The organism is Gracilibacillus sp. D59 (assembly GCF_052246695.1).
GTDB lineage: Bacteria > Bacillota > Bacilli > Bacillales > Amphibacillaceae > Gracilibacillus.
Map to the genome: position 1 here is coordinate 170,408 of NZ_JBQQCK010000005.1, position 20,960 is coordinate 191,367.

Here is a 20,960-nt window from a genome sequence, read left to right on the forward strand (position 1 = left end):
CAGGAAATATTAATATTAATTATTTCCTAGCTCATCACGCCATTTTAATAAATCTACTTTTTCTACTTCTGAAATTTCGTTATTATCAACTAACGCACTAGCTAATATATCAAAGTTAGTGATAGTAGTGAACGGTATATTAGCATCCTTAAATTGTTTGTCTGCCTTTTTTAATCCGTAACTGAAGATAGCTAATACACTTAAGACTTCTGCACCTGCTTCTTGTAATACAAGCGCACTATCGATAGAAGATCCTCCTGTAGATATAAGGTCCTCTATTACAATGACTTTATCTCCCTTTTCTATCTTACCTTCTATCTGATTTTGTTTTCCATGCCCTTTTGGTTTAGATCGTACATAAACCATTGGTAAATCTAAATAATCTGCTAGCCATGCTGCATGTGGAATACCTGCTGTGGCGCAACCAGCAATTACATCCGGCTTTTCATCCATTTGTTCGATTAAACTAGTAAATTGTTGCGCAATTTGTTTTCTTACTTTCGGATAAGACATTGTCAATCGATTATCACAATAGATCGGAGAATGAATTCCAGATGTCCATACAAAGGATCGATCTGGACGAATTTGAATGGCATCTATCTCATACAATGCATTGGCTATTTCTTTTGATTTAAGCATTTCTCCACTCCTCTACTACTCGCCTGTAATTAGCTTTTGGATTTTCTGCCTGTGTAATACTTCTGCCTATTACTAAATAATCCGCACCTTTTTGTTTTGCAAGCCTTGGGGTTGTTACTCGTTTTTGATCATTCTGATTAGACTCACTCAGTCTAATCCCAGGTGTTACGGTTAGAAAGTCATCACCACAAGCTTGTTTAATAATTGGTACTTCAAGAGCCGAACATACAACACCATCCGCTCCACTATTTTTAGTTAAAAGTGCCAGACGTTTAACAGCATCGTCTACTGATTGATTAATATATAATTCCTCTTTTAATGTTGACTGATCCATTGATGTCAGAACAGTTACCGCAATTAGTTTTGGAACTTTACCATCCGCTCCAGCTTCAAGCCCTCTTTTGGCTGCTTTGATCATTTCAGAGCCTCCCGAAGCATGGACGTTGACAATATCAACACCTAAATGAGCTAAATTATACATCGCTTTTTCAACTGTTGTTGGTATATCATGAAGTTTTAAATCTAAGAAAATCGGATGGTTATGTGTTTTTAGCCAATCAATTATTTCCCTACCTTCACGATAAAACAATTCCATTCCTACTTTTACTGGTACCCTATAAAGATCATGCTTCTCAATAAACGATTTCACATCATCTGCCGTACGAAAATCCAAGGCCAGAAAAAATGGTTGATCCATTACACATGCCCCTTTCCTATTGCATCTTCTACTGAATCAAATCCATATTCCTTTAGCACACGTGGCAAATCATGGATTATTTCAGGACATGCTAACGGATTTTGAAAATTTGCAGTTCCAACTGCTACAGCATTGGCGCCAGCTAAGAGAAATTCTAAAACATCTTCAGCTCTAGTAATTCCACCCATTCCGATAATCGGGATATCAAGAGACTGGCGTACTTCATAAATCATACGAATCGCAACCGGTTTGATGGCAGGACCTGATAGTCCCCCTGTTTTATTGGCAATAATCGGCTTTCGTTGTTTTAAATTAATTTGCATACCTGTTAAGGTATTAATCATGGACAAACCGTCTGCCCCAGCTTCTGCCACCGCCTTTGCCATTTCTACAATATTTGATACATTCGGTGACAATTTGACATAAACCGGATAATCGCTTGCTTCTTTTACCTGATAAGTTACTTCTTTTGCAAGCGATGGGTCTGTTCCAAATTGTACGCCACCCTCTTTCACATTCGGGCAGGATATATTTAACTCTAAAGCAGCAATATCTTCAGAATGATTTAATGTGTTGGTAACCTTGACATATTCCTCTACTGTACTTCCGGCAACATTCGCAATAACAGGTGTATCATATGATCGTAAAAAAGGTAATTCTTCTTCTATAATTTGTTCGACACCAGGATTTTGTAAGCCAATCGCATTTAACATACCACTGGATGTCTCTGCCACTCTCGGTGTCGGATTCCCGTAACGTGCTTCACCTGTAGCTGCTTTGACAATAATTGCTCCCAGTTCACTTAAATCATAAAATTGACTGTATTCTTTTCCAAACCCGAAACAACCGGAAGCAGGCATGACAGGATTTTTTAATGTTAAGCCTGATAATCTCGTCGATAAATTCATGTTAAGATCACCTCTTTTGCTGAAAATACCGGACCGTCTTTACATATTTTTTTCGATTTCGAAGGGTCTTCCTTTAAAGGCACAACACATGCATAACATGTTCCAACTCCACACCCCATACGTTCTTCTAAAGAGATATAGCCATTATACCCATCTAACTGATTTGAGACCGCCTTTAACATCGGTGTTGGTCCACAGGAAAAGAAGTAATCAAATGAGGGGGTGATTTCATTAATAATATCGGTAACAAATCCCTTAGTTCCATAGCTACCATCATTAGTTGCAATATACGTATCGCCTAATGCCTGAAATTTTTCTTCATAAAATATTTGATTTTTCGATTGAAAACCAAGGATACTCGTAACTTTTATCCCTTTTTCCTTTAGCGTTTTAGCTAGATAGTAGAGTGGAGGGACGCCAATCCCTCCACCTACTATCAATGCACGATCCATTTCCAATTGATCGATCGGGTAATAAGATCCGCACGGTAAAATAACATCGAGAAAGTCGCCTGCTTGAAATTTACTTAGCGTGCGCGTTCCTTCCCCAAATATTTTAAAGATAATGGTAAAAGTCTCTGCACGGGCGTCGACACCAGCTACTGATACCGGTCTGCGTAACATATGATTTGTTAAGGCGATATGCACAAACTGTCCTGGTCTAAGTTCTTTTGCCATAGATGATTGCAATACAACTTCAAAGGTATCTTCTGCAATTTGCATATGACTTTTTATTTTCAGCAATTGTTTTGTTATCACAGTACAATAGCCTTCCCTTCTACTGCTGGCTTTGCAGTAAATGTTGTGGAATCAATTACATTGACGATTGCTTCTGCAGTGTCTAAGCTTGTTAAACATGGAATACCATGCTCAACCGCTTCACGGCGAATTCTAAAACCGTCTGAACGTGGTTTCTTACCAGAAGTCAGCGTATTAATAACGACTTGGACTTCCCCTTGCTCAATAATAGAAATTACGTTTTTACCTTCTGCTCCAACTTTCCCAACTTCAGTCACCGGTATATTTAATTCCCTGATTGTTTTAGCAGTTCCTTCTGTTGCATAAAGATGGAAACCTAACTCAAAGAATCGTTTAGCAATTTCAGATGCTTCGGCCTTATCTTTATCTGCTATCGTAATCAGGATTGCCCCTTCCATAGGAATCTTTAACCCAGATGCCGTTAGACCTTTATATAACGCTTTTTCTAATGTTCGGTCACGTCCGATTGCTTCCCCTGTTGATTTCATTTCGGGTCCAAGCATTGTATCAACACTGCGCAATTTTTCAAATGAGAAAACCGGCACTTTGACAGAAACTGTTTCTGGCTCTGGCAGTAAACCTTTTTCGTAACCCATATTTGCCAGTGATTCTCCGATAATACAACGTGTTGCGAGATTAGCCATCGTTACTCCCGTTATCTTACTTAAAAACGGAATCGTACGACTTGCTCTTGGGTTAACTTCTAACACGTATACTTCATTATGATGCACGACAAACTGAATATTGATCAGCCCTTTTACCCCTAATTTCTCAGCAATATTAATCGTAATATCCACACATTTCTGCTTAATATCAGCTGATAATCGCTGAGCAGGATAAACAGCAATCGAGTCACCAGAGTGTACCCCGGCACGTTCAATGTGCTCCATGACCCCCGGTATAATCGTTGTTTCTCCATCACTGATCGCATCCACTTCCACTTCAATTCCTGTTAAATACTTATCAATTAGTACAGGATGCTTATGCTTTATATGATTCGTTTTCGCTAAATAGCTCGCTAATTCTTCCTCACTGTAGACAATTTCCATTTGACTTCCACCAATAACATATGATGGTCGTACTAAGACAGGATAACCAATCGATGCTGCTGCTTCTTTTGCTTGATCTAATTGTCGTACACTTTTCCCTTGTGGTTGTGGAATACTTAGCTCTTGTAAAAGTTGTTCAAATTTATCACGGTCTTCTGCAGTATCGATCGCAGTAAGTGGTGTTCCGAGAATTTTCACACCACGGCGTTCTAATCCTTCTGCCAGATTAATAGCTGTTTGACCACCAAATTGAACAATAACACCTTCTGGTTTTTCTAAATCTATGACATGCATGACATCCTCTAGAGTTAATGGTTCAAAATATAATTTGTCAGAAACACTGAAGTCAGTCGAAACTGTCTCTGGATTACTATTCATAATAATTGCTTCATATCCTGCCTCTTTTAATGCTAGCACCGAGTGGACAGTAGCATAATCGAATTCAATCCCTTGGCCGATTCTGATCGGACCTGAACCGATAACCAATACTTTATTACGGTCGGTTACTACTGACTCATTTTCCTCTTCATACGCACTGTAGAAATAAGGAGTTTCTGATTCGAACTCAGCTGCACATGTATCTACCATCTTATAAACTGGTAAAATATTTTCTGTTTTTCTAAGCTGATAAATTTCGTCTACATCGACATTCCAAACTCGGGCGATTTGCGTGTCAGACAAGCCTAATTTCTTTGCTTCTCTTAAAAGATCAAGGTTTTGTGGAATATCTGCTAACTTTCCTTCAAAATCAATAATCTTTTTCAATTTTTCCAAGAAAAAGCGGTCAATTTTTGTTAACTGAAAAATTTCTTCAATGGATTCACCTTTTCGAATTACCTCTGCTAATACATATATCCTTTCATCATCTGCATGCACTAAACGTTCTTTTAAAGATTCAATGGATTCATCTTCTAATTTAGCTAAATAGAAATCATCACCACTTATATCTAATGAGCGAATGCCTTTCAGTATAGATTCTTCGAAATTACGACCAATTGCCATAACTTCCCCTGTAGCTTTCATTTGGGTACCAAGCTTACGGTTACCTAATACAAATTTATCAAAAGGGAAACGAGGAAATTTCGTCACGACATAGTCTAAAGCTGGTTCATACATAGCATAAGTTGTTCCTGTAATTGGATTCATAATCTCATCTAATGTCATACCAATGGCAATTTTTGCTGCAATCTTGGCAATCGGGTAACCTGTCGCTTTAGAAGCTAAGGCAGATGAACGACTTACTCTCGGGTTTACTTCAATAATATAGTATTGGAAGCTGTTTGGATCTAACGCTAATTGAACGTTACATCCTCCTTCAATTTCCAATGCACGGATAATTTTTAATGAGGAGGAACGTAACATTTGATATTCGCGGTCACTTAAAGTTTGTGATGGTGCTACAACGATTGAATCTCCAGTATGAATGCCGACAGGATCAATGTTCTCCATGTTACAAACAACGATCGCTTGATCATTTTTATCGCGCATTACTTCATATTCAATTTCTTTGAAACCTGCTATGTTTTTTTCAATCAAACATTGATTAACTGGTGACAGTGCTAAACCATTTCTGGTGATTTCTTTTAAATCTTCTTCGTTATAACACATACCACCACCAGTGCCTCCTAGTGTATAGGCAGGTCGAACAATAAGTGGATAACCAATTTCATTCGCAAAGTCTAATGCTTGTTCCACCGTATTGACAATTCGGCTTTCAGGTACAGGTTCATTTATTTCATTCATTAATGTTCTGAATTTTTCACGATCCTCCGCTTGCTGAATCGCATCTAGTTTCGTACCTAATAATTCAGCATCGTATTCTTCCAAAATACCAGATTCATCTAATGCAACCGCTAAGTTTAAGCCAGTCTGTCCACCAAGTGTCGGTAACACCGCATCTGGTCTTTCCTTACGAATGATTTTAGATAAAAATTCTACTGTTAATGGCTCCATATAAACCGTATCTGCTATCGTATGATCCGTCATAATTGTCGCCGGATTAGAGTTTGCCAAAACAACCGTATAGCCTTCTTCTTTCAATGATTGACATGCTTGTGTTCCGGAATAATCAAATTCTGCTGCTTGTCCAATTACAATCGGACCAGAACCTATTACTAGAATCTTTTGAATATCTGTTCTCTTTGGCATTTAGACTTCCTCCTTCTGTGCTGCTTGATAGCTTTGGATATTCTCGATAAAACGGTCAAATAAATAGTTTGTATCATCTGGACCTGGTGAGTTTTCCGGGTGATATTGTACCGAGAATGCTGGATATTTGGAATGTTTTACTCCTTCTACTGTCCTATCATTTAATGCAATCTGCGTAAGTTCTAAATCAGTTTGTTCGATCGATACTTCTGTTACAGCATATCCATGATTTTGGGATGTTAAATAAGTACGTTTCGTCTCATAATCATAAACTGGATGGTTTGAACCACGATGTCCAAATTTTAATTTGTCAGTATCAGCCCCACATGCTAATGATAACAGCTGGTGTCCTAGACAAATACCAAAGGTCGGAACAGTTGAAATTACCTTTTTGATCATTTCAATCGCTTCTGGAACGTTTTTAGGATTACCAGGACCATTTGTTAACATGATGCCATCAGGTTTTAAACGCAAAATATTTTCCGCACTGTAATTGTATGGTACGACTGTTACATGGCATTTACGCTTGGTTAATTCTCGTAAAATACCGTGTTTCATACCAAAATCCACTAGCACTATTCGATATCCTCTTCCAGGTGAAACATACGGCTTTACCGTGGAAACCTGTTCCACTTGATTGGTAAGCGGATTTGCTTGCTTTAATTTTTCTTGAGCTTCTTTATCCTCAGCACCTGCTTCTGTTAGTATCCCTTTCATTGTACCGTGTTTACGTAAAATTTTTGTCAACTTTCTTGTATCTATTCCAGAAATCCCTGGTATATTATTTGCTTTTAAATATTCATCAAGATTTTCATCACTGCGAAAATTGGAAGGTGTTTCACAATATTCTTTTACAACAAAACCAAATATTGACGGAGTAATGGTTTCAAAATCATCTCGGTTAATACCATAATTTCCGATGAGTGGATATGTCATCGTTACAATTTGTCCACAATAAGAAGGGTCAGATAGTGTTTCCTGATAACCAGTCATACCAGTATTAAATACTACTTCACCTATACTTTCTTCTAACGAGCCGAATGCTTCTCCATTAAACACGGTTCCGTCTTCTAAAATAAGCTGTCTTTTCATTTTGTCCCCTCCTCATAAGCGATCTGCCCTTGATAAATGGTCATAATTGGTTTTCCGGTTACTTCCCACTTATCAAATGGTGTATTCTTGCCTTTAGATACAAAGGTTGATGTATCTATATTTTCATTTGTTTTTAAATCTAATAGAGTTAAATCAGCGCTTGTACCAATTTCCATTCGTCCATAAGGTAACCCAAATGTATCTGCTGGTTTTACGGTCATCCAATCAACGAGTTGTTTTAAAGTAAAGATTCCTTTTTTTACAAAATGAGTATGCAATAGAGAAAATGCCGTTTCAAATCCAACAATCCCGAATGGTGCTTCCTCCATACCGTTTGCCTTTTCCTCCGAAGTGTGAGGTGCATGATCTGTTGCAATGAAATCAATAGTGCCATCAAGTAAACCTTCGATTAGTGCTTCTTGATCTTCAATTGCACGCAACGGTGGGTTCATTTTAAAGTTGGCATCATTTTTGGTAATTGCAGTTTCATTCATTAACAAATGGTGTGGTGTTACTTCCGCTGTTACCCGAATGCCTGCTTTCTTTGCATCCCGTATCACACGTACTGATTCTTTCGTACTTACATGACATACGTGATAGTGGCATCCAGCAGCTTCTGCTAAAAGCACATCACGAGCAATTTGTACAGACTCACAAATAGAAGGAATTCCCGGTAAGCCTAACTGTTGACTCACTTCCCCTTCATGCATCACACCGTTATGAATTAATGTATTTTCCTCACAGTGTGCTACAATTGGCATGTCAATTGCTGCTGCCTGTGTCATTGCCTGTAACATCATATCTGCAGATTGAACACCGACACCATCATCTGTATATGCAAAAGCACCTTTTTGCTTCAGTTCCTTCATATCAGTTAACTGATCACCTATAAGACGCTTGGTAATGGATGCATAGGGCAAAACGCGAATCGCTGCTGTTTCTTCAATTCTGTTTTGAATAGATTGCAAAACTTCTGCTGAATCAGGAGTTGGTTGTGTGTTAGGCATCGCACAGACCGTTGTGTATCCTCCACGAGCCGCAGCCAGCGTACCCGTTGCAATCGTTTCTTTTGTCTCGCCACCTGGTTCTCTTAAATGGACATGGACATCGACAAATCCTGGAGTAACCAAGTTGCCCTTACCATCGATCTTTTCTGCTTCCGGAACTTCCAATTCCATTCCGATGGCTTTGATTTTTCCATCTTCCATTACTATTTCACAAGGTTGTAAACTGCCATTATCCAATATTCGCTTGACGTTTGTTAAAATTTTCTTCATTGAAGTTGCCCCCTTGGTTCAAAAGTGTCTCAATTACTGCCATTCTTGCTACTACACCATTTTGCATTTGTTTAAATATTCTAGATCTCTTGCATTCAACTAAGTTAGTATCAATTTCCACCCCTCTGTTTACGGGTGCAGGGTGTAAAATAATAGCATGACCTTTCATTCTTGCTTCTCTTTCGATAGTTAGACCATATTTCTCCAAGTAACTTCCTTGATGCAAAGTAACCTGATCCTGATGTCTCTCATGCTGAATTCGAAGTAGCATCACAACATCTGCTATTTCAATTGCCTCATCCATCGACACATACTGAAATGGTAATGTGTCATCATGCCACTCTTCCTTACCAGTTAAATAGACCTCACAGCCTAATGTAGTAAGTGCAAATGCATTGGATCGAGCTACACGACTATGCTTGATATCTCCAGAAATCACTATTTTTAAGCCGTTAAACTGCTTAAATTCTTGATAAATAGTCATAAGATCAAGGAGACATTGGGTCGGATGTTCACCAGTCCCGTCTCCTGCATTAATAACAGGGATGGATAAAGATTTTGCTAATTGATTGGCAATATTCTCTTGTTGATGTCGTAATACGATAAAGTTAGCACCAATGGATTCAAATGTTTTTGCTGTATCATAAATGCTTTCACCTTTAGTTACACTTGAGGCATCTGCCATAAAGTCTAATGGTTCAATACCAAGTTTTCTTTCGGCAACAACAAAACTCATTTTGGTTCGCGTGCTAGGTTCAAAGAATAGATTTGCTGCAAAATATTGCCCTTGTAGAGGATTTACCCCTTTTTGACTAATATGATGTGCTCTTTTGACCAATTGAAGTATTTCTGTTTCTGTTTTATCCTTCATCGTCACAAAATGCTTCATCTTTATTCCTCCCTATCTTAATTTTTGAAACTATTATTCTTCATCCTTAGTTTCTGCAAACATATTACCATTACCATAACCAGATTCTTTTCCAGGTAGTATAAGGTTTAAAATCAATCCGACTAATGCTGATAGTGCCATACCAGCGATGGTTACAACTTGACCATTACCAACCGGGATATCAATATAGGCACCACCGATTCCGATCACTAAAATTACTGATGAAATAACTAGATTTCTTTTTTCACCTAAATCTATTTGATTATCGATAAGCATTCTTAAGCCACTTGATGCGATAATACCGAATAGCAGAATCGATACACCTCCCATTACCGGAGATGGGATGGACCCAATTAATTCTGTAATGATGCCGATAAATCCGAAAATTATCGCTAAAACTGCAGCACCACCGATAACAAACACACTGAACACTCTTGTAATTGCCAATACACCGATGTTTTCACCGTATGTTGTATTTGGCGGCCCACCTAATACGGATGCGATCATAGTAGCTACCCCATCACCTAATATCGAACGGTGCAAACCAGGTTTTTTCAAAAAGTTTCTACCTGCTACTTTGGAAAGAACCATTTGGTCACCGATGTGTTCGGCAACTGTTACAACCGCGACAGGTACCATCAACAGTACAATACTCCAGCTAAATACATCTACTGGATTAAACGTAACAAACGGGATAACAAAATCCGGTACTAAAAAGATTGACTGAATGGCCTCTCCAAATGAGTTACTGGAAACAATTTTGTCCCAAGCTGCTTGTACTCCACTTACATCTAATACTTTCACATCAGTAACAGCGGTAATAACTAATGAGTAAATATAGCCACCAATGATTCCAATTAAGATCGGGATAAGTCCGAAAAAGCCTCTAAATAACAAGGAGCCGATAACCGTGATTAGCAAAGTAACAATCGCTGCACTGAAGTGAATACCGCTATATTCACCGTCTACATTCATGGCCATATCAATCGCAGTCGGAGCTAAGCCTAACCCAATCACAATAATGACAGGCCCTACTACAATAGGAGGTAATACTTTGATAATCCAATCTGTTCCAAAAGCTGCTATCAATAACGAAAGAATTCCATAAACAACCCCAGCCAGGAAACTTCCAATCATGACTCCTTCTGGTCCTCCTATTGTCATGGCACTCGTGATCGGTGCAATAAAAGCAAAGCTAGAACCTAAGTAAGCTGGGATTTGACCTTTTGTAATTAGTAAGTACGCGAGTGTACCCAACCCACTAGATACTAAAGCTACTGCTGGAGATAGTTCTGTTAAAAACGGCACTAAAATGGTAGCACCAAACATTGCGAATAAATGCTGTATACTAAAAATTAACCACTTTGATAACTTTGGTACTTCTTGGACATCTAGGACTATATTTTTCTCTGACATTTCTCCATCTCCCCTTATTAACTAATAAAAAAACCTCTTTGCTGGTCGCAAAGAGGTAGACGTGTCGTTATAAAAATACACGTATCCTTTAACTGCGACCTTGCAAGCATCTCTGTACTTGTTTAAAGGTCTCTTATTCTTTTTCATAAATACTGACACTATCTTTTTGATCGATTTCTTCCAACTCAACCGTAATAATTTCATTTTGTGATGTTGGAATGTTTTTACCTATGAAATCTGCACGTATTGGCAGTTCGCGATGTCCCCTATCTACTAATACAGCCAACTGCATTTGAGATGGTCTTCCTTGATCCATCACAGCATCCATTGCTGCTCTAACTGTTCTACCTGTGTACAAAACATCGTCTACTAAAATAACATTTTTACCTGTAACTTGTTCTTTTAAGTTTGCTTCATTTAGTGTTGGTTCATTTTGATCGTCCACATGGGATAAATCATCGCGATATAGCGTAATATCTAATTCACCAATTGGTACTTCTACCCCTTCAATATCTTGAATTCGTTGCTGGAGGCGCTTTGCAATCGGAACCCCTCTTGTTTTTATGCCAACTAGCATTAATCCGTCAACACCTTTGTTTCGTTCGAGGATTTCGTGTGCAATTCGTGTCAGCGCCCGTCTCATTGCTGGGGCATCTAGTACGTTTGCTTTTCTATTCATCATAAAAACCTCACTTTAAATATCCTTATTAAGACCTGGTAGGGCGCTATTAGCTTCTCTTAATTTTCACCCATAAAAAAATCCTTATTCTCCGCGGGAGAATAAGGATTTTGGGCATACCTATGGTATGATGATCCGTTTCCTTTTCAGCCTCACGGGACTGTTTTAAAAGGTCTCTATGATATTGCTTATATTATGTCAAAAACAGCCCGAGAAGTCAATAACTTTTTCGTATATTTTCTAATACTCTTTCAAACTTTTCTGGTAACGGTGCTTCAAATTCCATCTGTTCTTTCTTGATAGGATGTTCAAAACTCAAATGATAAGCATGTAACGCCTGACCATTTACATCAATTGTTTTTCGCTGACCATATTTTGGATCTCCAACTATTGGGTAGCCAATATATTTCATGTGTACACGTATTTGATGCGTTCTACCAGTTTCTAACACACACTTTACGAAAGTGAATTTCCCATGTAAACGTTCGATCACTTCAAAATGGGTAACTGCCGATTTACCTTTCTCAGTAACATCCATTAATTGACGATTTTTTTCACTTCTACCTATAGGGGCATCAATCGATCCGTATTCATGTGGTATATCACCATGTACAATTGCCTTATATGCCCTCTTGATTTTTTTCTCTTTCAGTTGTTCTGCTAATCTTTCATGTGCAACGTCATGTTTGGCAACCACTAATAAACCACTTGTGTCTTTATCAATCCGATGGACAATCCCAGGTCTCTTGACACCATTAATTCCAGATAAATCATCGCAATGATATAGTAAAGCATTAACTAATGTATCTTCCTGATGACCTGCTGCCGGATGAACAACCATTCCACTTTCTTTATTAATAACAAGAAGATCCTCATCTTCATATACGATATTGATCGGTATATCTTTTGCCACTACATCTAACGCTTCTACTTCTGGTACTTGCCAATGTATTTGATCCTCAGTCTGGCATTTATAGTTCTGTTTGACTGCCTTGCCGTTTACAAATACTAACTTTTTATCAAACCATGTTTTAATCTGTGACCTAGAATAGTCATCGGTAATGTTGACTAACAGTTTATCAATTCGTATCCCTTGGTCACTCGTTTTTACAATATAAGAAGATTCGCTCATTTCTTGTTGCTCCTTTTTTTGTTTCTTTCATCGAATAATGTATAGATAAATATTACAATAACACCCACTACTAAAGAAGAATCAGCAATATTAAAAATGGGATAATCATATGTACCAATATACACATCTAAAAAATCTACTACTTCTTTTCGGAACAGTCGATCGATAAAATTTCCAATTGCACCACCGAGAACAAAAGCTAAAGCAAGTCCAAGCCATTTACTCTCCTTGGCAAACTTTTGGATGTAAAAAATAATAAAGGCCACTACTATTAGGGTAATGATATAAAAGAAAACCATTTGACCTTCCAGTATTCCCCAAGCTGCTCCAGAATTTCTGTGTGATGTTAAATAAAAAAAAGATTCAATAACTGTTATACGTTCCCCAATTTCCATATTTGTTACTACAAGCCATTTCGTTAATTGATCAACAATGACAACTGCTAATGCTACTAAATATACTCGCCACATAATATACCTCCGAAAATTCATTAAATAAACCATATAATACTTTAACATTATACCATTATAAATAACATTGAAAAAGCAACTACCCATATTAAAGGATAGTTGCTTTGAAACTAATTTATTCAGCTAAATCAGCATAGTTTTCCTTTACTACCGTTGCACAACGTGTACATAAAGTCGAATGATCTTGGTCTTTTCCTACCGTATCTGAGATCACCCAGCAACGTTCACATGTATCACCTTCATGTTTGTTAATTTTAAGAGTTACATGTTCAAACGCTTTGCCATCTTCTAATGATTCTGTCAATTCTACATGAGAAACAATTAGTAGCTGATGTAGATATGGTACTTCTGCTAGTAATGCAGCTACATCCTCATTGTTCGCTTTGATTGTCACAGCAGCTTCTAGAGATTTACCAATTACTTTTTCTGCTCGTGCTTCTTCCAATGCTTTTAGAATATCGTCTCTGACGACCATAAACTGTGACCATTTAGCAGCTAATTGTTCCTGGTCTTTGATTTCTTTTGCTTCTGGCATATCTGTTAATTGTGGACTTTCTACTTCAACACCAGGGATATAATCCCAAACTTCTTCCATTGTATGAGTTAAAATCGGTGTTAACAATTTCACCAAAGAGGTGATAATTTCATGATAGACTGTTTGAATGCTGCGTCTTCTATGATTATCCTCTGCCTCAATATATAGAATATCTTTTGCAAAATCTAAATAGAATGAACTTAAGTCAATCGTACAGAAATTATGAACAGTTTGGTAAACCGTTGAGAAATCATATTCATCATATGCTTTACGTGACTTATCAATTACTTGTTGTAGACGGTATAACATGTAACGATCAATTTCTTCCAACTGTTCTTCTGCTACACGATTTTCTAGAGTATAATCAGCTAAGTTACCTAGTAAGAAACGGAAGGTATTACGGATTTTACGATATCCTTCTGATGTTTGTTTAATAATTTCATCTGAAATACGGACATCTGCTTGATAATCAACAGATGCTACCCATAAACGTAAGATATCTGCGCCGTATTGCTTCATGATTTTAGAAGGAACAACTACGTTTCCAACAGATTTACTCATTTTACGTCCTTGGCCATCTAAAGCGAAACCATGACTAATTACCGTTTCATAAGGTGATTTACCTGTAATCGCAACAGCTGTTGAAATAGATGAGTTAAACCAACCACGATATTGGTCTGATCCTTCTAAATAAACATCTGCTGGTCGCTGTAATTCTTCTCTTCCTTCCAAAACCCCTTCATGAGAACTTCCTGAATCGAACCATACATCCATGATGTCTGTTTCTTTCGTAAACTCGCCATTTGGACTGTGTTCAGAAGAGAATCCTTCCGGTAATAAATCTTTCGTATCCCACTCAAACCAAATATTAGAGCCATGTTCTTCAAATAGTTTTGCAACATGAGAAATAGTTTCATCATTAATAATTGGCGTCTTATCTTCACCGTAAAATACCGGAATTGGCACACCCCACGTACGTTGTCTTGAAATACACCAATCTTCACGATCACGCACCATATTAAACAGTCTTGTTTCACCCCATTTTGGTAACCAGTTAATTCGGTTAATTTCCGCTAAGATATCTTCGCGGAAGTCTTTAATGGATGCAAACCACTGATTAGTGGCACGGAAAATGGTTGGTTTTTTCGTACGCCAGTCATGTGGGTAGGAGTGAGTTATAAAGTTAAGTTTTAATAGCGCGTTGTTTTCTTCCAATTTTTCTGTTACTTGTTTGTTCGCTGCATCATAGAATAAACCTTCAAATCCTGGTGCTTCATCTGTGAAATACCCTTTTTCATCAACTGGACACAACACATCTAAACCATATTGCTTACCGATGATAAAGTCATCTTCCCCATGACCTGGTGCAGTATGAACAAGTCCTGTACCACTTTCCGTAGTTACGTGCTCCCCTAAAATAACTAAAGATTCGCGGTCATAGAAAGGATGCTTTGCAACTACTTTTTCAGCTTCTTGACCCTTAAATGTTTTAACTACTTCAGCTTCTTGCCACTCAAAAGTATCTTTTAAATCACTTAACATATCATGTGCAACAATGTATTTTACTCCGGCTTCTTTAACAACCGCATATTCCAGATCCGGATGAACCGAAATCGCTAAATTTGCTGGAATTGTCCATGGTGTCGTTGTCCAGATGATAAATTTTTCATCTCCATCTAATAAATCTTTACCATCTTTAACGTCAAATGTTACATAAATAGATGCTGAGCGCTTATCTTGATACTCAATTTCAGCTTCCGCTAAAGCAGACTCAGATGACGGGGACCAGTAAACAGGCTTTAATCCTTTATAGATATAGTCTTTCTTGGCCATTTCTCCAAACACTTTAATTTGTGCTGCTTCATAAGATTTGTTTAATGTGATATATGGATTATCCCAGTCACCTCTTACCCCTAGCTGTTTAAACTGACTTCTTTGATTATCGATTTGTTTTAATGCATATTCCGCACATTTTTGTCTGAATTCTGCAATGGACATTTTTTTACGATTTACTTTCTTTTTAGCAAGTGCTTGTTCGATTGGAAGACCATGTGTGTCCCAGCCTGGTACATATGGCGCATGAAACCCTGCCATTGATTTATATTTGACGATAAAGTCCTTTAATACTTTGTTTAATGCATGCCCCATATGGATGTCCCCATTGGCATATGGAGGTCCATCATGTAAAACGAACAAGGGTTTTCCTTCCGTTCGTTGTTGAACTTTTTCATATAATTTTTCTTCATCCCATTGTTCTTGCATTTTTGGCTCTTTGTTAGGTAAATTACCACGCATCGGAAATTTCGTTTGTGGCATATTCAGTGTCTGTTTATATTCCAATTTAAATCCTCCTTATTTTCATTTATTATTAACGTAAGTAGATTACTGACGGTAATTTTCGTCCTTTGTAAATAAGAAAAAGAATCAAACCAAGCCGGCCTGTTTTTTCTGATTCGAAATAGATACAAACTGCGAACTAGTGAAAATTAATTTTGGTGTAGACCCCTTTCCATTCTGATTGGAGGTGAGTGTTATTCCTCGCTCCGGCAGAACGCTCCACTTTCCGTGGGCTCGGCTTCAGCTAACTTTGTGAAGAAAAGCACTTCACAAAGTGGATCTTCAGCTCTCGCTGTCCCACAGGAGTCTTCGCATTCTGCCTACGCTAATGAAATGGATCTATTTATTGAAAGTGGAAGACCATAGAATTTATCTCCTAAGGATTTATTATTTCTATAATCAGAACACTACACTAAGCGAAGTATTTTCCCGTAGCGTATGCAAGCTCTCTTTCAAAATCAGAATGGAAGAAAGTAAGTCCAACTCAGCAGTTTATGGATTTTGTACATTGTTTTAAAGTATCTGATCCTAAAAAAAGAACCCCGCATCCCGAAAAGGGACGAGGAGTTCTCGTGGTACCACCCTTATAGATAGCAGGTAAGAACTGCTATCCACTCAGCTATTCGTAACGTGAATGACTCGTTTACACTTACTATATTCAGTGTAACTACTCATGGGTGATCTTCTATTAAGGCACTAAATTAGGCTTACACCATCCCTAACTCGCTTGATTAGTAATCCCAAATGTACTCTCCCAATCATAGTATTTAATTCAAGTATAAAAAGTTTGTAATAAGAATTATATGTAATATTTTCTATTACGTCAAGATTTAATATTGATTGGACTCTTCTTTTTCAAGTTCGTCTTCTTCATTGTCGAGATCCATCTCAAATAATCCATCCCAATCATCATTTTCTACCAGATCTAGTTGCGCTTCTACTAACATTTTTAATCTGGTACGGAATACTTTCGCTTGTTTCTTTAATTCTTCTACTTCTAATGCGATCGTTCTTGATTTATGAAGTGCTTCATTAATGATACGATCCGCATTTTTTTCTGCTTCTTTTATGATTAATTTAGACTCTTTTTTGGCATTTTCTTTAACGTCTTCTGCGGTCTCCTGTGCAACCAGTATCGATTTGTTTAAAGTAGTTTCAATATTGGAGAAGTGACTAAGCTTCTCATTTAATTGGTCCACTTTTTCTTTTAAATCTTTTTTCTCACGAATAACCGTTTCATAATCTTTGATCACTTGATCAAGAAATTCATTTACATCATCTTCATCATAACCTCGAAAACCTCTAGCAAATTCCTTGTTATGAATATCGAGCGGTGATAAAGGCACATCGGCCACCTCCTATTAGATGTCATTCTTTATACAATATCTTATCATACTTTATTGACAAATCACTAAAAATTTCTACAAAAAGTTATAATAATTTTTCAAATGTGATTCTTATTTTATCTTTTTTGGTACGACCTTGTAATTCAGTGATTCGAGACCTGCCTTTTCCTCTAATCGATATGAGATCATCTTCTTCCAGTAAAAAGGCAGGTTGATCAATGGTTTGGAAATTGACTTTTACCAGGCCTTTCTTGATCACATTTAATGCTTGTTGTCTGGATATCTGATACATTTCCTTGATTATTACATCTAAACGTAAAGAAGCACATGTTGCCATTCGTGACTGCCAAGTGTCTTGAGATGGCAATCTTTCAGACATCGAAACTCTTTCAAAAGTTACTCCTGCCTTTTTAATTGAAGTCACATTAGTGATTAAATAAGTAGTTATATCTGTTGCTACGAGAATTTGAATGATATCATTGTGAATGACAATATCACCAATTTTTTTTCGTTTGATGCCAGCAGATAAAAAGGCTCCAAGCACATCCCGATGTTCAATGGAGACAAATTTTTGCGGGAATTTGGCTTGTAATAACTCCACTTCAAAACTCGACTCATTTATTTCCTCATAAAAAGGAGCTAGTATAGCACGTTTTCTTTCAGCGAATTCCCATCCACCAAAAAATGCTAGTTGTAATTCTTCATCATTTCCAATTATCATCTCAAAAATCTTTTGTTCCCTTGGATGTAGAAAATCAATTACTTTGCGCTCATATCGGGTGGTTACTTCATCACGCCATGATAACACTTGATCTATAAAAGGGTATTCCTCTTTCCTAAAATGCTGATATAAATCCATAAGATCACCTATATACCAACTACAATAGAAAGGAGATTAATAAATAAATAATTCAATCCTCGAATTGCGAATTGAAGAACAAAAATTGCTACAATTGGTGAAATATCAATCATACCACCAATTGGAGGAATAATTTTTCGGAACGGCTCTAAATATGGTTCTACAATTGAACCGAGCATTTGTCCGAATGATGATTCACGAGCACCTGGGAACCAGGACATCAAAATATAAATAATAATCGCATATGTGTAAAGCGTCAAAGCATAATATAAAATATCATGTAAAAATCCCATTTTAACTAATTACCACCTTTGTTCTGGATCTGCTTCTTCCATTATTTCTGTAATATCTCCTGAAATTTCAATATTTTCTGGTGTACATAAAAAGGTTTGTGAACCTAGCTTTTTAATTTGACCAGAAACTGCGTAAACTGTTCCACTCATGAAATCAATTATTTGTCTTGCTTGTTGAGTATCCACTCGTTGTAAGTTAATGACAACTGATCTTCGATTAACAATATGATCAGCAATATCTTGCACTTCACTAAATGATCTTGGTTCAGATAAAACCATTTTCGCACTTTTTTGGACCGATTTTAAACTGACAACGTTGGCTTTTTCATCTTTTCTTTCGCTTCGTCTTTGTGGTTTATTCTCTTGTTCTATTTCCTCTTCGATAACTTCATACTCTTCATCTTCAATTCCAAAGAAATTACGGAACTTACCCTTCATCCCCATCAATCATCACCCCTATTCTTCATATGGTCCAACAAGACTGGAACCAATACGTATATGAGTAGCACCTTCTTCAATAGCAAGCTGATAATCATTACTCATTCCCATTGATAAATATTGACATGGAGCGTGTCCCCATTCTTTTTCTTGAATACTATCTCTCAATTGCCTTAAGGATTTGAATACTTCTCGTAATACACTTTCATCCTCCACATGTGGTGCCATTGTCATTAATCCCACCACTCTTATGTTTGGATAATTTTGTAATGTATCTACAAATTCTACAACATTATCTGGTTGTAACCCATGTTTCGATTCTTCTCCACTAACGTTCACCTGAATAAAACAATCAACAGGTTCATCTGTTCGTTTATTAATTTCTTTAGCTAAAGATTTTCGGTCTAATGAATGAATGTAACTTACCTGATTGATAATGTCTTTTACTTTCCGAGATTGTAGCGTGCCAATAAAATGCCATATGGCTTTTTCTCCAATAACTTGATGCTTTTCCAGTAAACCTTCCATTCGATTTTCACCTAAATGTCGAATCCCTGAATAAATTGTTTCCAAAGCTCTTTCTATTGTAACATATTTTGTTACCCCAATAATGGTGATATCTTGTGGGTCTCGTCCAACCTTGTTACATGCTTGTCTAATATTTGCCTCGATTTTTGCCAAATTTTCTGTTACTGTCATGTTCAAGCTACTCCTTTCATCACAGTTAACCTAATGCGATAAAACCAAGCATTCTTCCAGTAGGATGCTGGTCTCTTCTATGTGAGAAAAATGATGAATGATGAGATGTGCAATACTTTGAGATATGTATATGACTAGGTGAAACTCCCGCATCCAATAATAATTGATAATTTAAATCCCTTAAATCTAAATAATATTCGCCATTTGAACCTTGATAGGAATCAACATATTTTGCTTCGATATGTTGGATGACATGATCATTAACTTGGTAGCATGATCCACATATACTTGGTCCAATTACGACCTCTATATCCTTAATGTCTGATGACAATTGTTTAAAGGACTCCAATGTTTTACTGGCAATATTGGAGACAGTTCCTTTCCAACCTGCATGTGATATAGCAATGATACCTTGCTTTCTGTCTGCGAAAAATAAAGGAACACAATCTGCAAACAATGCAGTACACAATAAATTTTTCTCAGATGTGATTAATCCATCTGTTTCTGTGATTGCATCATAACTGGAGAATGCACCACTACCACTGTCTTCTGCTTTAATTATTTGCACATGATTACCATGAACCTGTTCTGCTTGTACCCAGTGGTCTAATGGAAATGGAATAGCATGTGCTAAACGTTTTCGGTTCTGTAATACATCATCAGGATTATCCTCCACATGAAAACCTAGATTATTACTTTGATACGGCGGCATGCTAATACCACCGTCACGAGTTGTGAAGCCGGCTATAATGTTGGAATCACTATCCATCCATCGTTTAATCCATAATATACCTTCATCTTCTAGTTGCACAAAGGGCTCTGTCATCATACCCCTCCTATTTTACATTATTTTATCATATTTTAGTTTAGCAATACAGTTCCATGTCGTTTATTGCTGATAAGTAGAAGGGGAATCCACCTTTTGTTCAACTTGAGCAGTTGGAAAACTACCGTTCTTCTTCACCAAAATCACATCATGACCTATTTTCATGACATGGGCCCAAGGAATAATAATTTCCCTCGATTCTCCAAAAACTCCAAACGTTTTTGTTTTTGTTGCTACTACTAAGTTTGTAATTTTCCCAATATCGACATTTATCTCTATATCCGTTAAATTTCCAATTTTCGTCCCGTCTTCAATATATACAATGTCTTTCATTTGTAATGCTGATAATGTTATCATTTTCTCTTCCTCCTTTTTATCAATATATGTATCGACTAAAAAAATATGGTGTTTATGACAATAAAAATCGCTTATGTTCTATTGTAATTTAACACACACTAAAGACAATTCGATTA

Annotated in this window: 20 protein-coding genes and 1 other annotated feature; all 20 genes read right to left on the minus strand. The window is 37.1% G+C overall.

Annotation, left to right across the window (positions count from 1 at the left end; genetic code table 11):
* Window positions 1-15: 15 nt before the first annotated feature.
* The 20 genes from pyrE to ACTWP4_RS10920 all read right to left on the minus strand — a co-directional run bounded on the left by pyrE (window position 16) and on the right by ACTWP4_RS10920 (window position 20,844).
* Entirely contained in the window at window positions 16-639 is a 624-nt protein-coding gene (gene pyrE / locus ACTWP4_RS10825) for an orotate phosphoribosyltransferase (protein WP_443128772.1), read from the minus strand.
* The gene (gene pyrF, locus ACTWP4_RS10830) at window positions 632-1,336 is read right to left on the minus strand and encodes an orotidine-5'-phosphate decarboxylase (protein WP_443128773.1); all 705 of its coding nucleotides are present in this window, start codon (window positions 1,334-1,336) and stop codon (window positions 632-634) included. The genes pyrE and pyrF overlap by 8 nt, the downstream gene beginning before the upstream one ends.
* Window positions 1,336-2,244 (minus strand): dihydroorotate dehydrogenase, encoded by a 909-nt coding sequence (locus ACTWP4_RS10835; protein WP_443128774.1) that lies wholly within the window; start codon window positions 2,242-2,244, stop codon window positions 1,336-1,338. The genes pyrF and ACTWP4_RS10835 overlap by 1 nt, the downstream gene beginning before the upstream one ends.
* A complete protein-coding gene (locus tag ACTWP4_RS10840) occupies window positions 2,241-3,002 on the minus strand; it encodes a dihydroorotate dehydrogenase electron transfer subunit (protein ID WP_443128775.1) in 762 nt (253 codons plus the stop codon). The genes ACTWP4_RS10835 and ACTWP4_RS10840 overlap by 4 nt, the downstream gene beginning before the upstream one ends.
* Window positions 2,999-6,199, minus strand: a complete 3,201-nt coding sequence (gene carB / locus ACTWP4_RS10845; protein WP_443128776.1) for a carbamoyl-phosphate synthase large subunit — start codon at window positions 6,197-6,199, stop codon at window positions 2,999-3,001. The genes ACTWP4_RS10840 and carB overlap by 4 nt, the downstream gene beginning before the upstream one ends.
* A complete protein-coding gene (locus ACTWP4_RS10850) occupies window positions 6,200-7,291 on the minus strand; it encodes a carbamoyl phosphate synthase small subunit (RefSeq protein WP_443128777.1) in 1,092 nt (363 codons plus the stop codon). It lies immediately after the preceding gene.
* Entirely contained in the window at window positions 7,288-8,568 is a 1,281-nt protein-coding gene (locus tag ACTWP4_RS10855; RefSeq protein ID WP_443128778.1) for a dihydroorotase, read from the minus strand. Before ACTWP4_RS10855 ends, ACTWP4_RS10850 begins: the two co-directional genes overlap by 4 nt.
* Window positions 8,528-9,457 carry an aspartate carbamoyltransferase catalytic subunit gene (locus tag ACTWP4_RS10860; protein ID WP_443128779.1) on the minus strand — a complete coding sequence of 310 codons (930 nt, stop codon included), beginning with the start codon at window positions 9,455-9,457 and terminating at the stop codon, window positions 8,528-8,530. The genes ACTWP4_RS10855 and ACTWP4_RS10860 overlap by 41 nt, the downstream gene beginning before the upstream one ends.
* Before the next feature lie 33 nt (window positions 9,458-9,490).
* Window positions 9,491-10,873, minus strand: a complete 1,383-nt coding sequence (locus tag ACTWP4_RS10865) for a solute carrier family 23 protein (RefSeq protein ID WP_443128780.1) — start codon at window positions 10,871-10,873, stop codon at window positions 9,491-9,493.
* A gap of 133 nt (window positions 10,874-11,006) precedes the next feature.
* Window positions 11,007-11,552, minus strand: a complete 546-nt coding sequence (gene pyrR / locus ACTWP4_RS10870; protein ID WP_443128781.1) for a bifunctional pyr operon transcriptional regulator/uracil phosphoribosyltransferase PyrR — start codon at window positions 11,550-11,552, stop codon at window positions 11,007-11,009.
* A gap of 217 nt (window positions 11,553-11,769) precedes the next feature.
* Entirely contained in the window at window positions 11,770-12,684 is a 915-nt protein-coding gene (locus ACTWP4_RS10875; RefSeq protein ID WP_443128782.1) for an RluA family pseudouridine synthase, read from the minus strand.
* The gene (gene lspA, locus ACTWP4_RS10880; protein ID WP_443128783.1) at window positions 12,681-13,154 is read right to left on the minus strand and encodes a signal peptidase II; all 474 of its coding nucleotides are present in this window, start codon (window positions 13,152-13,154) and stop codon (window positions 12,681-12,683) included. The genes ACTWP4_RS10875 and lspA overlap by 4 nt, the downstream gene beginning before the upstream one ends.
* A 115-nt stretch (window positions 13,155-13,269) precedes the next feature.
* Window positions 13,270-16,029: an isoleucine--tRNA ligase gene (gene ileS, locus ACTWP4_RS10885; protein WP_443128784.1), complete on the minus strand. Its 2,760-nt coding sequence runs from the start codon at window positions 16,027-16,029 to the stop codon at window positions 13,270-13,272.
* A 549-nt stretch (window positions 16,030-16,578) separates the two neighbouring features.
* Window positions 16,579-16,797: a binding site (T-box leader), on the minus strand.
* A gap of 59 nt (window positions 16,798-16,856) precedes the next feature.
* Entirely contained in the window at window positions 16,857-17,372 is a 516-nt protein-coding gene (locus ACTWP4_RS10890; RefSeq protein ID WP_443128785.1) for a DivIVA domain-containing protein, read from the minus strand.
* 85 nt (window positions 17,373-17,457) lie between these two features.
* Window positions 17,458-18,231, minus strand: a complete 774-nt coding sequence (locus tag ACTWP4_RS10895) for a YlmH family RNA-binding protein (protein ID WP_443128786.1) — start codon at window positions 18,229-18,231, stop codon at window positions 17,458-17,460.
* Window positions 18,232-18,239: 8 nt separating this feature from the next.
* Window positions 18,240-18,524, minus strand: coding sequence for a YggT family protein (locus ACTWP4_RS10900; RefSeq protein ID WP_443128787.1), 285 nt, complete (start codon window positions 18,522-18,524; stop codon window positions 18,240-18,242).
* A gap of 9 nt (window positions 18,525-18,533) precedes the next feature.
* On the minus strand, window positions 18,534-18,968 hold the full coding sequence (locus ACTWP4_RS10905) for a cell division protein SepF (protein WP_443128788.1): 435 nt from the start codon (window positions 18,966-18,968) through the stop codon (window positions 18,534-18,536).
* Between the two features lie 12 nt (window positions 18,969-18,980).
* The gene (locus tag ACTWP4_RS10910) at window positions 18,981-19,661 is read right to left on the minus strand and encodes a YggS family pyridoxal phosphate-dependent enzyme (RefSeq protein ID WP_443128789.1); all 681 of its coding nucleotides are present in this window, start codon (window positions 19,659-19,661) and stop codon (window positions 18,981-18,983) included.
* Window positions 19,662-19,686: 25 nt separating this feature from the next.
* The gene (pgeF, locus tag ACTWP4_RS10915) at window positions 19,687-20,487 is read right to left on the minus strand and encodes a peptidoglycan editing factor PgeF (RefSeq protein WP_443128790.1); all 801 of its coding nucleotides are present in this window, start codon (window positions 20,485-20,487) and stop codon (window positions 19,687-19,689) included.
* A gap of 63 nt (window positions 20,488-20,550) precedes the next feature.
* Window positions 20,551-20,844 carry a YlmC/YmxH family sporulation protein gene (locus tag ACTWP4_RS10920; protein WP_443128791.1) on the minus strand — a complete coding sequence of 98 codons (294 nt, stop codon included), beginning with the start codon at window positions 20,842-20,844 and terminating at the stop codon, window positions 20,551-20,553.
* Window positions 20,845-20,960: the final 116 nt, after the last annotated feature.

Bases quoted from the DNA above. Each gene is read 5' to 3' on its own strand.
- pyrE (WP_443128772.1), bottom strand. From the start codon at position 639: ATGCTTAAATCAAAAGAAATAGCCAATGCATTGTATGAGATAGATGCC.
- pyrF (WP_443128773.1), bottom strand. From the start codon at position 1,336: ATGGATCAACCATTTTTTCTGGCCTTGGATTTTCGTACGGCAGATGAT.
- ACTWP4_RS10835 (WP_443128774.1), bottom strand. From the start codon at position 2,244: ATGAATTTATCGACGAGATTATCAGGCTTAACATTAAAAAATCCTGTC.
- carB (WP_443128776.1), bottom strand. From the start codon at position 6,199: ATGCCAAAGAGAACAGATATTCAAAAGATTCTAGTAATAGGTTCTGGT.
- ACTWP4_RS10850 (WP_443128777.1), bottom strand. From the start codon at position 7,291: ATGAAAAGACAGCTTATTTTAGAAGACGGAACCGTGTTTAATGGAGAA.
- ACTWP4_RS10855 (WP_443128778.1), bottom strand. From the start codon at position 8,568: ATGAAGAAAATTTTAACAAACGTCAAGCGAATATTGGATAATGGCAGT.
- ACTWP4_RS10860 (WP_443128779.1), bottom strand. From the start codon at position 9,457: ATGAAGCATTTTGTGACGATGAAGGATAAAACAGAAACAGAAATACTT.
- ACTWP4_RS10865 (WP_443128780.1), bottom strand. From the start codon at position 10,873: ATGTCAGAGAAAAATATAGTCCTAGATGTCCAAGAAGTACCAAAGTTA.
- pyrR (WP_443128781.1), bottom strand. From the start codon at position 11,552: ATGAATAGAAAAGCAAACGTACTAGATGCCCCAGCAATGAGACGGGCG.
- ACTWP4_RS10875 (WP_443128782.1), bottom strand. From the start codon at position 12,684: ATGAGCGAATCTTCTTATATTGTAAAAACGAGTGACCAAGGGATACGA.
- lspA (WP_443128783.1), bottom strand. From the start codon at position 13,154: ATGTGGCGAGTATATTTAGTAGCATTAGCAGTTGTCATTGTTGATCAA.
- ACTWP4_RS10895 (WP_443128786.1), bottom strand. From the start codon at position 18,231: ATGGATTTATATCAGCATTTTAGGAAAGAGGAATACCCTTTTATAGAT.
- ACTWP4_RS10900 (WP_443128787.1), bottom strand. From the start codon at position 18,524: ATGGGATTTTTACATGATATTTTATATTATGCTTTGACGCTTTACACA.
- ACTWP4_RS10905 (WP_443128788.1), bottom strand. From the start codon at position 18,968: ATGGGGATGAAGGGTAAGTTCCGTAATTTCTTTGGAATTGAAGATGAA.
- ACTWP4_RS10910 (WP_443128789.1), bottom strand. From the start codon at position 19,661: ATGACAGTAACAGAAAATTTGGCAAAAATCGAGGCAAATATTAGACAA.
- pgeF (WP_443128790.1), bottom strand. From the start codon at position 20,487: ATGACAGAGCCCTTTGTGCAACTAGAAGATGAAGGTATATTATGGATT.
- ACTWP4_RS10920 (WP_443128791.1), bottom strand. From the start codon at position 20,844: ATGATAACATTATCAGCATTACAAATGAAAGACATTGTATATATTGAA.